Source organism: Methanocorpusculum vombati, assembly GCF_026891935.1.
Lineage (GTDB): Archaea > Halobacteriota > Methanomicrobia > Methanomicrobiales > Methanocorpusculaceae > Methanocorpusculum > Methanocorpusculum vombati.
In genome coordinates, this window is record NZ_JAPTGC010000023.1 from 1 (window position 1) to 10878 (window position 10878).

12 protein-coding genes and 2 tRNA genes are annotated in these 10878 nt (G+C 56.5%); 4 read left to right on the forward strand and 10 right to left on the reverse strand.

Annotated elements, in window-relative coordinates; genetic code table 11:
- Nucleotides 1–119: 119 nt before the first annotated feature.
- From O0S09_RS09480 to O0S09_RS09490, 3 genes are all read right to left on the reverse strand, one after another.
- Nucleotides 120–719, reverse strand: a complete 600-nt coding sequence (locus tag O0S09_RS09480) for a nitroreductase family protein (protein ID WP_268923739.1) — start codon at nt 717–719, stop codon at nt 120–122.
- A gap of 57 nt (nt 720–776) precedes the next feature.
- Nucleotides 777–1703 carry a DNA polymerase subunit beta gene (locus O0S09_RS09485; RefSeq protein ID WP_268923740.1) on the reverse strand — a complete coding sequence of 309 codons (927 nt, stop codon included), beginning with the start codon at nt 1701–1703 and terminating at the stop codon, nt 777–779.
- Nucleotides 1704–1715: 12 nt separating this feature from the next.
- Nucleotides 1716–1800, reverse strand: a tRNA-Leu gene (locus O0S09_RS09490).
- 100 nt (nt 1801–1900) lie between these two features.
- On the opposite strand from O0S09_RS09490, the gene O0S09_RS09495 reads away from it, so the two are divergent.
- The 3 genes from O0S09_RS09495 (at nt 1901) to O0S09_RS09505 (ending at nt 3862) form a co-directional block, all read left to right on the forward strand.
- A tRNA-Gln gene (locus O0S09_RS09495) sits at nt 1901–1973 on the forward strand.
- Nucleotides 1974–2036: 63 nt separating this feature from the next.
- Nucleotides 2037–2942, forward strand: a complete 906-nt coding sequence (locus O0S09_RS09500; RefSeq protein WP_268923741.1) for an ATP-grasp domain-containing protein — start codon at nt 2037–2039, stop codon at nt 2940–2942.
- Nucleotides 2939–3862, forward strand: coding sequence for a hydantoinase/oxoprolinase family protein (locus tag O0S09_RS09505; protein WP_268923742.1), 924 nt, complete (start codon nt 2939–2941; stop codon nt 3860–3862). The genes O0S09_RS09500 and O0S09_RS09505 overlap by 4 nt, the downstream gene beginning before the upstream one ends.
- Before the next feature lie 32 nt (nt 3863–3894).
- Here O0S09_RS09505 and O0S09_RS10070 read toward each other — a convergent pair whose 3' ends face one another.
- Entirely contained in the window at nt 3895–4527 is a 633-nt protein-coding gene (locus O0S09_RS10070; protein WP_268923743.1) for a hypothetical protein, read from the reverse strand.
- A 122-nt stretch (nt 4528–4649) separates the two neighbouring features.
- Here O0S09_RS10070 and O0S09_RS09515 point away from each other — a divergent pair, with 122 nt between their 5' ends.
- Nucleotides 4650–5225, forward strand: a complete 576-nt coding sequence (locus tag O0S09_RS09515) for a hypothetical protein (RefSeq protein ID WP_268923744.1) — start codon at nt 4650–4652, stop codon at nt 5223–5225.
- Between the two features lie 33 nt (nt 5226–5258).
- Here O0S09_RS09515 and O0S09_RS09520 read toward each other — a convergent pair whose 3' ends face one another.
- The 6 genes from O0S09_RS09520 to O0S09_RS09545 all read right to left on the reverse strand — a co-directional run bounded on the left by O0S09_RS09520 (nt 5259) and on the right by O0S09_RS09545 (nt 10805).
- The gene (locus tag O0S09_RS09520) at nt 5259–5981 is read right to left on the reverse strand and encodes a glucose-6-phosphate isomerase family protein (protein WP_268923745.1); all 723 of its coding nucleotides are present in this window, start codon (nt 5979–5981) and stop codon (nt 5259–5261) included.
- Between the two features lie 199 nt (nt 5982–6180).
- Nucleotides 6181–6951, reverse strand: a complete 771-nt coding sequence (locus O0S09_RS09525; protein WP_268923746.1) for a formylmethanofuran dehydrogenase subunit C — start codon at nt 6949–6951, stop codon at nt 6181–6183.
- Nucleotides 6948–8651, reverse strand: a complete 1704-nt coding sequence (locus tag O0S09_RS09530) for a formylmethanofuran dehydrogenase subunit A (protein WP_268923747.1) — start codon at nt 8649–8651, stop codon at nt 6948–6950. Before O0S09_RS09530 ends, O0S09_RS09525 begins: the two co-directional genes overlap by 4 nt.
- Nucleotides 8651–9253 (reverse strand): 4Fe-4S dicluster domain-containing protein, encoded by a 603-nt coding sequence (locus tag O0S09_RS09535; protein WP_268923748.1) that lies wholly within the window; start codon nt 9251–9253, stop codon nt 8651–8653. The genes O0S09_RS09530 and O0S09_RS09535 overlap by 1 nt, the downstream gene beginning before the upstream one ends.
- Before the next feature lie 5 nt (nt 9254–9258).
- Nucleotides 9259–10344: a hydrogenase large subunit gene (locus O0S09_RS09540; RefSeq protein ID WP_268923749.1), complete on the reverse strand. Its 1086-nt coding sequence runs from the start codon at nt 10342–10344 to the stop codon at nt 9259–9261.
- Nucleotides 10341–10805, reverse strand: a complete 465-nt coding sequence (locus O0S09_RS09545) for an NADH-quinone oxidoreductase subunit B family protein (protein ID WP_268923750.1) — start codon at nt 10803–10805, stop codon at nt 10341–10343. Before O0S09_RS09545 ends, O0S09_RS09540 begins: the two co-directional genes overlap by 4 nt.
- Between the last annotated feature and the right edge of the window lie 73 nt (nt 10806–10878).

A 10878-nucleotide genomic window follows, 5' to 3' on the forward strand; every position in this document is an offset into this window, starting at 1 on the left:
CACGTTAGAAAACAGCAGGGTCGGTCAGTTGAGTGCGGCTACGCCGTCTGCCCAGTATCTGCCCTGCAGCGCCTTCGATGACCCGCAGCGCATACCTCCTCTTGAGAAAAGAGAGGGAGTTACCCCTGCACCACCCGCATCCTCTCCCCTGCCGGAATTTTTTCCACCGGCAGGGCATCCGCAGTCGATTTCCCGAACGGCATCTGGGCAATCAGCCGCCAGCTTTCCGGAATGGCAAACACCTGCTTCACTTCATCGTCGATGATCGGATTGTAGTGCTGCAGATTTGCGCCAAAACCTGCATCCTCAAGTGCCGTCCATACGGCAAACTGGAGCATACCGTTTGCCTGTTCAGCCCAGGGACGGAAATTTTCGCGGTAGCGGGGGAACTGTTCCTCAAATGACTCCGTAACCGCGGTATCGTCAAAGTACAGTACCGTTGCATAACCGTTTGCAAATCCGGTGATCTTTGCCTCCGTCGGCCCGAACTTCTCCGGCGGGACATGCGCCCGCAGTGTCTCCTTCACAATACTCCAGAGTTTTGTGTGGGAAGCACCGAACAGCAGCACAACCCGTGCGCTCTGGGAGTTATAGGCTGAAGGCACCGCAAGAACCAGACGTTCGATCATTTTGATGATCTCCGCATCCGGCACCGGACTCTCCGGCGCAATGGTGTACACCGAACGGCGGTGCTCTGCTGCTTCAAGAAAAGATCTCATACTACGTTGATACTTTCGTGCAGGAGCTTATCAAAAAAGAGAATGAGGCAAGGATCTCTATTGATCCAGCAGCGTCCGGGACATGATGTACTCGCCGTGTGCCTCGCGTGTCGTCCCCACAATCAGCCAGGTCTGATCCCCGTGCTCCTCCACAACCCCGCAGGCTTCCAGCACCTCGCCCGTGAAACACTGACCGCAGTAGGTGTGGGTAAACGACAGCACCAGATCGATCTCCTCATGATCCACGCGGTAAATGCCCGGACTGTCGAAGGCAAGCGAAGCATCCGTAACGGTTGCTTCAATGGTCATCTTCCCGGTCTTTTCACCAAGCGTAATCGGCGGAACCGCATGCAGATTATCGTATCCACGCGAGTAGAGCAGATCAAAATAGGTTCCCTCAAACTCCCCGCGGTTGAACTTCCGCGCCTCGTGCAGCACAAAATCATCGAACGAGATGTCCGGAACCCGCTTGCGGTACACTTTCTGCCACATCTCCTCACTCATGGCAGGAATCTTCCCTTGGGCAACCGCCTTCATCAGCTGCTGCCGCGCGGTAAACCAGGCACTCCCGTACACCACCATATCAATATCGGATGCCCCGTTTTCCAGGCCCGCAAGAAGCGAACCCGTACAGCCCCAGGTCATTGGCGGCAGATCAAAGTGAGAGAACAGCCGTGCCGCGCGCGGATTCCGGGCGGCGATGGATGCAGCCTGCTCCTCGGGCTTTAGCACGCGCACAATATCCGCGAGCGGCACACGGTGCACGAGATCCAGATACGCAGGCTTGTGTTCCTTCACCCAGGCAAATGCCTCGGCAAAGTCATACTTCCTGTAGCGTGTGCCCCACGGCGCGGTGCGGTCGCCGTCCTCGGTCGGTACATAGCGGAGCACACACTCCGCACGCTCGTCATTCTCATATCCGGACACGGCATACAGACAGCCGTCGCCGGTCATTACAAAATCGCGCAAACGAATTGGCTTCATAGAAAAACCTGATGCGAGAGGTGGGATTCGAACCCATGAACTACTTATAGACCAGATCTTAAGTCTGGCGCCGTTGGCCTGGCTTGGCTACTCTCGCAAACTACCTTATTACATAGCACTTCCAACATAAAAAAACGACCGCAAAATTGGCAACCGATATAAGCCAACAGAACAGAATGATATAAAGAATTTATCCGACTCTCGTAGTGTAGTGGTCAATCATTCCGGCCTTTGGAGCCGGAGACGGCGGTTCGAACCCGCCCGAGAGTATCAAACCTCTTTTGTACCCCTATCGGCAGCCTGATGTATATGCCTTCCTCAAATAATACACACATGAAGGTCCTCATCGCTGAATATACGGCAAGCCGCGACCCGTCCCTTGCCCCGGAAGGAAAAGCAATGGTGTCTGTGCTGCAGGAAAGCTTTGAACGTCTGGGCCATACCGTACTTGTACCAAACTCCGGTGATTTCGACGCAGAGATTGCGCGTCTTGCACCGCAGTGTGACTACGGACTCGTCATTGCCCCGGATGAACTGCTTTCAAAGTTCACCCACACACTGGAACTTGCAACCCACAATATCGGCTCCGACAGTACCAGTATTGCCGTCTGCGCAAACAAGCGCCTGACCGCAAAAGTCCTCTCCGGCATCGGCATCAGCGTCCCGCAGGAAGTCCCCGCAGATTATGCCGGAAAGCGCGTCATCAAACCGATCAAAGGCGCAGGTTCCGTCGGCGTCCGCATCGCAAAGGACGGCGAACTTCCCGGCAAAGAAGAAATGGCCGTTGAATATCTCGAAGGAGAACATTACAGCGTCAGCATCATCGGCAGCCGCGTGGTTGGCGAGGCCTGCGGATTCTACAGCGGACTTCCCCCGGTGTTTCTGACCATTAACCGCCAGCATGCCGTAATCGGGGAAGACGGTGTCTTCACCTATCACGGAGGAGAGACGCCGGTACATCCGGAGCGCGAAGAAGAGATCATTGATGTGGCCAAAAAGACCATCGAACGGCTCGGATGTCAGGGATACGTCGGCATTGACATGATTGTCGGCGAAAAGATCTGGGTGGTTGACGTCAACCCCCGTCCGACGATGAGCCTCATCGGTGTTGTGGGCGTTATCGAAGAGGAGATCGCAGACGTCCTTCTCAAGGCAACCGTCGGCCTTCCTCCGGAATGTGTCCACTATAACGGCAAAACCGCAACGTTCAACGAAACCGGCGGAGTTACCTATTCATGATCGGCATCGACGTCGGCGGAGCAAACCTCAAAGTGGTGGATGAAGACGGAGTGCACATCCACTACTGCCCGCTCTGGCGCGAGTCAAACCTTGCCGAAATTCTCACACAATATCGCGGAGCAGACGCCGCGGTCGTTATGAGCGGCGAACTTGCCGACGGTTTCTTCAACAAAACCGAGGGCATTGCCTACATCGTCCGCGCCGTTCAGCAGACCTTCCCCGACGCCCTCTTCTACGGAACCGACGGGGAGTTCCACACATCAGCCTGCCCCGAACTTGCCGCGGCAAACTGGCTTGCATCCGTTGACTGTCTGCGCCGGACCTATCCCGACGGAATGATGCTTGACATCGGCAGTACCACCGCAGACATTGTCCCCTTCGCAAAGTTTGAGGAACTGCGGGGACTGACCGACACACTCCGTCTCCAGCGCGGATATCTCGTCTACACCGGCATGCTTCGGACGCCGGTTGCAACACTCGCGAACTCTGCGGTTATCGGTGGTGTTGCAACACCGTTCTCCACCGAGTACTTTGCCTGCAGCGGCGATGCCCATTATGTGCTCGGTCACATCACGGACGCCGAGTACACCTCAGCAACACCGGACGGAAAAGAGGTCAGCCGCGAGGCATGCCTCCGGCGTCTGGCGCGGACCGTCTGCGCTGATCTCGAAGAGATCGGCGAAGCAGGTGCCGTTGCCATTGCAGAAACGTTCTGGAACGCACAGAAAACGATTGTCTGCGATGCCGTTGCAAAAGCGGCGGCAGATGCCGCCCCGGGCAGCATCCTTGTCGGCGGCATTGGCTCCCCGGTGTTTGCCCCGCTCGTCGGCGGAACCGATCTTACTGCGGCGGTCGGTATCCCGGCCGACGCCCTGCCGGCATTCGCGGTAAAGGAACTCGCAGAATCCCGTGCACAATGAAACTCGCATGGACGGCTGCCCTACTTGCAGGATCACTCCTGCTTACTGCTGTCTGCTGGTTTCTGGGCTTCCCGTTTTTCTTTTTGTTTCTGCTCTTTCCGCTGTTTCTGGCGGGCACGGGACGTCCCCGCACCGTCCGGCGGTGCCCGGTATGCGGATGGGAAACCCGAGGCAGCGAGAACTTCTGCCCCGGCTGCGGCACCCGACTTGAATCCCATGGGCCTGCCGATGAGGGAGAAAAGTGAAAACGGCAGGGGAAACCCGTAGAAGAAGTTGATTTTCGGAACCGGCAGGTCGGAAAGCGCATACTTTCTCACCGAACCCCGGTCAATGTCAATACCCATGGCATTGATGATCTCTGCGGTATGGGAGAAGGTGTTTACAAGCGAGAGGGCAATTGCAAGGTCCACAACCGCGGATCCGATTCGGGTGTCCGGATAAAACGGTTCATCCGCATACAGCAGTTTTCCGCAGGAGCGGCAGTGATATCTCCGCACAAACACGGTGATCTTTTTTTCTCCCTCCGGGGTATGGAGGGTTGCATAGATCTTTTCCTTCGTGTCGTAAGGCGCGGCAGTTCCTCCGCAGTACGGGCATGACCCGGTCTGGGCAAACAGTGCTTTGTCAATGGATGCAATACCGCAGACGATGGTGTCGGTAAGCATCGGGGGTATCTTTACCGGCTGACGGGACACGAGTGATCATTGAACTATTCGGTGTTCAAACCATATCACTTCTCGGGTTCTTCGGACTGTTTATATGATCTCTCCGCCCATCTGTAATTCAGATGAAAATACGTGGCATTACTGTTCGTGTCCCGCCGCTCCTGTTTGCGGTTACGGTATTTTTTGCGGCTGTCTGTGCAATGATGTATGGATCCACCCGGGATCCATCCTATGTCTATCTTGGCGCACCGCTGTGCGTTATCCTGATCTGTGTGCCGCTGGCAATGAACTACATGACCGAAAAACAGCTGGCTGAACAACTGCCTGCAATGCGGGTGCGTGCGAAGTTTTCCCGCGCCCGCCAGATATCCCCCGCAATGATCGGGACTCCGGTCATTGTTGAGGGGAAAATTCTGAAGGTCACAGGACTTCTGATGGGGAAACCCTCCTATCTGCTCTCGGATGCCACCGGGCAGATCGTGGTTCGCCGGTTTGCCCTGCCGGAGCCGCTGGTCGGCGTGGGTGCTTCGGTTGAGGTTGTCGGAACGGTTGCGCGCAAAATCACTAACGGTGATGTGGTGTATGTGAACGCGGTTTCCATAAAACCGGTCCGGAAGTTCCGTGACGCTGCCCCGGCAGAGAACGGGGAAAAATCACCATCCCGGGAAGAAAAAATGCATATCAAAAAAATCCATTAACCGGTACAAAACCGCACCGGTCAAAACAATACATTACATTTTTTTCTTTGCCGCGGAGTACTTCCCCAGGACATCCATATACTCCTCAGGCCGGTTCATGATATCCAGAGTGTCTCCGGAACCCACGAGATCATAAAGACTCCGTCCCTCTTCAAGGCCGATCTCCGGCAGCGGCAGCGGCAGCATCACATGCATCGGGATAGGATTGCCGTAGTGCGGGTTTGCCGTCCATCCTTCCTTTTTCATATAGTAGTAGGCAGCGCCGTGCATCGCATCGATCTCCCCGTACTCGCTGGCGAAGTCTGTTGAGACAAGGTTTGCCATCACCAGTTTCTCGCGTCCGGGATTGATTGTCACATGACCGTAACCCGGAGGAATCAGCACGGTATCTCCTTTATGCGCCGGAAGGAGAATCACGTCCGTGTGATCGCGGCGCTGAAGCAGATAATAGGCGAAACCGGATAAGACCTCGTACACCTCCGGATACGGCATTCCCGCAGGATTTTCCGGGTGATAGTGACCTTTCGTTTTGGTGTACTCACCGTTGAAGACACCCGGCGGAATCACGGTTATATCATATCTGAGGTGATGTCGCTCCAGCCAGGTATGATCCCCGTGCGTTTTCCAGAGATCGCGGTACATATAGTAGAGCGGGGTTTGCGGGTCGGCGGTCAGCGGCCGGGCAAACACATTTGCCATATCGGCAATCGTTCGAACACCCGGTTCCGGAAGCGCACCGGACCAATACTTTTTCATGGCATAATAGTATTGCGGGCATCCTATAAGGAGAATGTGCCGGAGAGGGCATTGTACCTAAATTCGGTTATGGCCTGCGAATGATTCGTTATTGCAAATCGGGGGATGATCAGGAGTAAAGGTGCTACGCCGCCGGAACAAAAAAATCCAGTCTCCGCGGCACGCAGGCAACAGCAGTCATGCATCCCGCAAAAAAATGTTATATCCGTGTATAAGAACCGACGCGAAGCGTGCCTTTGCCATTCCGGTGGGCAAGATCGCCCGTGAACACCGTGAGTTCCCGGCCGTTTTCCACAACCTTTCCCGTCTCGGCAAACGTCGGCATGAAGTCGTCCACATGACCGAAAATTGTGCACTCACCGCCGAACATATCGCCGCACGGCAGCACTGCGTTTCCTTCGATGATCAGCCTGCCTCCTTTCATGTTGGTACCCGCGTGCAGACCGGCATTTCCCATCACCCGGACAACACCGCCGAAGAGGCATTCACCGCAGTAATCACCGACACTTCCCTCAACCAGAATTTCACCGCCGCGCACACCTTTTCTGCCGCCGCGGTAACCGGAGCCGCAGTAGTTTCCCGCGTTACCGTGGCACAGAATTTTGCCGCCGAGCATCTCGCGGCCCAGCCAGTCACCGGCATTTCCCATGATCTCAATAGTGCCGCCGGTCATAAAGTCGCCGCAGTGCATCCCGATGTCACCGTCCACGATGATGCGTCCGTCGGTCATGTATTCGCCGACCCGCTTTACGCGGGACGCATCACCGATGAGCACAATCTCCGTTGCGCCGGGGCCTGCTGCCTCCCCGTCCACCCGGATATCGAACACATCGGACAGCTGCATCTTCCGGTTACCGACATACACGTTGACACGCACCGTCTTGCAGAGCGTTTCAGGCGTAATCACCTCAGCCTCAATCGGCAGATGGGGGTCCACCGAGTCACGCACAATCAGGGTAATTCGTCTCATAACTTCGTCTCCGTCTCAATTTTCATACTGCGGGGAAGGTAATACTCCTCATCAACCGGATAGTTTTCTTTGCGGATCGAGTAGAACCGCTCAAACGTGCGGATTAACTCCGGATCATTGTCCATGTTGTAGGCTTTGGGAACCTTCGGGCTGCACCAGAACATTCTGTTCTGATTATCCGCCACAATCTCATCGTCACGCGAGATCATGACGCCGCCCTTGAAGGTGTACTTCGTCTGTGCAAATCCGCGGATGACCTCGGCATACTGCTTTGCCGGATCAATGTTGTCCGGCAGAATCGGATACACAGCAATGTCCGCCTCGGCACCGATGCCGAGGTGGCCTTTGCCGCGCTCAAGAAGACCGAGCGCCCGCGCCTGACCGGCACGGGTCATCACCGCAATTTCGTCAAACGTCAGTTCGCGGTCAAGCGCCGGAAGCACCACGCGCTTTGCCGTTCCCGCATGCACGGTGGCAAACTCCTTCTCGCGGTACTCGCGGCTCATTAAGAGACCAATGATCTCCGGATATTTCACAAACGGTGCGCCGTTCGGGTTGTCCGTCGTAAGCAGACACTGCCAGGGACTCTCCACCAGCAGTGCAAGTTCAAGACCGATTGCCCACATGATGCTGTTGACCAGATTCTTGCGACGGTACATCACCGGAATCACCCCGGATGCCGTTTCCAGCTCGACATCATGGTTGCTCCACTTGTCCTGATGCAGACGGTAGAGATTGAACTCCATCGGCCCGTCGGCGGTCATGGTCGTGGTTCTGCCAAACATCACCTGCCCCATATCGATGGTGATCTGCGGACGCAGGTTCACCATTGCGGCCACGGGCTCGGCCTTAGAACAGAAGTCGCCCCAGCCGGACCCGCCGTAGGAGTGGAACTGCACATGCGTGAGATAAGCTGTCTGCCGTTTCTCGTTCAGATCAGGAACCAGTCCCATTGTGCCAAGCGTACAGGTGTAGTTGCCGGGTTTGCCGAGATTGTTGCAGTGCAGATGCACCGAATGCGGCAATCCGAGCATCTCGTTTGCCTCGATGACACCTTTGATGTACTCGGCAGGGCTTAGGTCAAAGAAGGGGATCGGTTTTCGGATACAGTCCACATTCTTGCCCCAGCTCCACATCTCCGCACCCAGCGGGTTCGTGAGTTTCACACCGTAGCCTTTGACCGCATCCAGCCGCCATGCAATAAGAGCAGCAGCCCGTTTGATGTCGCCTGCCGCAACCGCACGCATGACACCCCAGTCACCGTCGAACAGTGTCAGGATGAGACCATCCTGCAACGGTGTGTGACGGAACTCCTCGTGCGTGTGGCGTGCTTCGAGCGGGGCCATCGCCCCCTCGGTCAGTGTCGTGTATCCCATCAGCGCATAGCGGTAACTGTTGCCGTAGGTGGTCGGGATGCTGTAGCCGGAGACAGCCCGCATACCGTGACCGCGGGGCGCGCGGCCCGCCCGCATATCCTCAGGACTCATGTATCTGCCGAAGTTCACCTTCGTTCCGCAGATATGGGTGTGCGAGTCGATTGCGCCCGGCATCACCAGCATTCCTGCGCAGTCAATGACCTCCGCAGTCTTTGACGGCTCCTCGGCAATGCGGCCGTCTACTACGGCGATGTCCATTCTCTCCCGGGAAATTTTATTCGCCGGATCGATCACGCAGGCGTTTTTCAGGAAGTAATCGGTCATCAGCGTTCCTCCGTCTGGATTGCTTCCACGCGCCGTGCAACGTGCATCGCACCGTTCGGGCAGGTATCCTCACAGACCTTGCAGCCTTTGCAGAGGTCGTTGTGCAGCACGGTGTTTTTGCCTTTTTCAATCCGCATCAGAACATCAGTGGAGACGGATGTTCCGCCTGCTCCCATATCGGGATCGATCTCGCGGTTGACGGGACATGCCGTACAGCAGTTGCCGCAGCCCATGCAGAGCTTCGGGTTCACCAGCACTTCATACTCACGGGTGAAGGCAAGGTTCTGTTCATGCCGTTTTGCAAGAATGTCGCCGGAGGCGAGCACCTCCTCGGGGCATATCTCGACACAGTAACCGCACCGGAAACAGTGTCCGCGGATAATCTGCGGTTCCCATTTGCCGTCCTCACGCTGGACAACATCGATTGCACCGGGAGCGGGACAGATCATTCTGCACTCAAGGCAATGGGTGCACTCGTTGCCAGTCAGTTCCGGAAAGTCGCGGAAATGTGCGGGTGCCTGGAGGGGTGCGGTCTTTACCGCGAGGAACTTTTTGATCCAGCCTGCCCGGCAGAACTCTTTGAGGTAGGATGCAACGCTCATGATTTTCACCGCTCCGCACAGGCAATGCAGGGGTCTGCACTGATAAAGGTCGAGGTCACGTCTGCGGCGGACGCGAGATTTTTCATCATCGCATGCGACCCGACCTCAACGTTCATGATCGACGGCGTCTGAATGGCGACCGAGATCACCTGGCCGTTCTCATCCACTTCGATGTCGTAGGTAAGATCGCCCCGCGGTGCTTCGATGGTGTGTTTCGTCCGGCCGGCAGTAACGCGGCCTCCGAGCCGTACCGGCCCGTCGGGAAGCCGGGCGAGTGCGTTTTTGATGATAGCCGCCGACTGGAACAGTTCATCAAACCTGAGCATGATGCGGGCAAAGTTGTCACCTTCACTCCGCGTAATCATGTGCCAGCCGAGTCCGGCATACAGCGGTTCCTGTTCGCGGGCATCATGAGCGATACCGCTTGCCCGTGCGGTCGGTCCCACAACCCCGCTCTCTTTTGCATCGGCAACCGAGAGGACACCGATGCCCTTCGACCGGAGGGCGATCAGGGGCCCGGTCGCAAACATCTGCACAAACCTCGGCAGCTCGGCCTCGACGTGAACGATTGCATCGAGGATCTTTCCGGCGGTCTCTGCGCTGATGTCCTCCCTGACACCACCCGGCACGACGTAGGCTGCCATGATGCGGGTACCGGTCATGATCTCAATCGCATCCATTACCGTCTCTCGGAGGTTGAGGAGATACATGGCGAGCGTCTCATGCTCGATGGTGTAGCAGTAGGAGTAGTTGGCAAGCAGATGGCTCTGCATCCGGTCAAGTTCGTTGAGGATGATGCGCAGATGCATGGCGCGGGGGGAGACGGCAATGCCGCTGATCTTTTCAAGTGCACCGACAATTGCCGTGTTGTGGACGACGGAACAGATGCCGCAGACCCGTTCTGCAAGGAAGATGGTCTCCTGCCAGGGACGGCCCACCATGATCTTTTCAATGCCTTTTTTGACATAGCCGAGTTCCACCTCGGTTGCGATGACCCGCTCACCCGCGGTCTCGCATTTGATGCGGGCGGGTTCCTTGAAGCAGGGGTGCACAGGGCCTATCGGCAGAGAGACATCGACGACTTTTTTCATGGTTTTTCCTCCGTTTTGGTTTCATAGTTTTCAAACAGAATGTCTGCAACGCTTAAAATGGCGCTGATGATCTCCGTCGGGCGCGGCGGGCAGCCGGGAACGGCTGCGGCGACCGGGATGTATTTGCTAACCGGCGGATCGATGAGGGAACCGGGCCGGTTGAAGGCACAGCCGGAGATCGGGCAGTTGCCGATGGTGACAACGGCTTTCGGTTCGGGCACTTTGTCCCAGAGATCGGGCAGTTTGTCGATCCACTGCGCAGACATTGCACCGGTGACGAGGATGACATCCGCCTCACGGGGATTGTTGTGGACATAGATGCCGTACTGTTCAATATCGTATCGGGGGGAGAGACAGGCGAGGATTTCTATATCGCAGCCGTTGCAGGAACCGGTGTTCACGTAGCAGACGTGAATGGAACGTTTGCGCACAGCGTTTTTCAGGGTTTGCAGGAGAGTCATGCTATCGCCTCAAGGATTTCCGCGAGAAGTTCAGAAACTGGTGTGCCGGCCTCGGCGCGGGGGGGGGGGGGGG

Coding starts and splice junctions, on each gene's coding strand:
- O0S09_RS09530 (WP_268923747.1), bottom strand. CDS start 8,651: ATGACCGATTACTTCCTGAAAAACGCCTGCGTGATCGATCCGGCGAAT.
- O0S09_RS09535 (WP_268923748.1), bottom strand. CDS start 9,253: ATGAGCGTTGCATCCTACCTCAAAGAGTTCTGCCGGGCAGGCTGGATC.
- O0S09_RS09485 (WP_268923740.1), bottom strand. CDS start 1,703: ATGAAGCCAATTCGTTTGCGCGATTTTGTAATGACCGGCGACGGCTGT.
- O0S09_RS09505 (WP_268923742.1), top strand. CDS start 2,939: ATGATCGGCATCGACGTCGGCGGAGCAAACCTCAAAGTGGTGGATGAA.
- O0S09_RS09480 (WP_268923739.1), bottom strand. CDS start 719: ATGAGATCTTTTCTTGAAGCAGCAGAGCACCGCCGTTCGGTGTACACC.
- O0S09_RS09515 (WP_268923744.1), top strand. CDS start 4,650: ATGAAAATACGTGGCATTACTGTTCGTGTCCCGCCGCTCCTGTTTGCG.
- O0S09_RS09545 (WP_268923750.1), bottom strand. CDS start 10,805: ATGACTCTCCTGCAAACCCTGAAAAACGCTGTGCGCAAACGTTCCATT.
- O0S09_RS09540 (WP_268923749.1), bottom strand. CDS start 10,344: ATGAAAAAAGTCGTCGATGTCTCTCTGCCGATAGGCCCTGTGCACCCC.
- O0S09_RS09520 (WP_268923745.1), bottom strand. CDS start 5,981: ATGAAAAAGTATTGGTCCGGTGCGCTTCCGGAACCGGGTGTTCGAACG.
- O0S09_RS09525 (WP_268923746.1), bottom strand. CDS start 6,951: ATGAGACGAATTACCCTGATTGTGCGTGACTCGGTGGACCCCCATCTG.
- O0S09_RS09500 (WP_268923741.1), top strand. CDS start 2,037: ATGAAGGTCCTCATCGCTGAATATACGGCAAGCCGCGACCCGTCCCTT.
- O0S09_RS10070 (WP_268923743.1), bottom strand. CDS start 4,527: ATGCTTACCGACACCATCGTCTGCGGTATTGCATCCATTGACAAAGCA.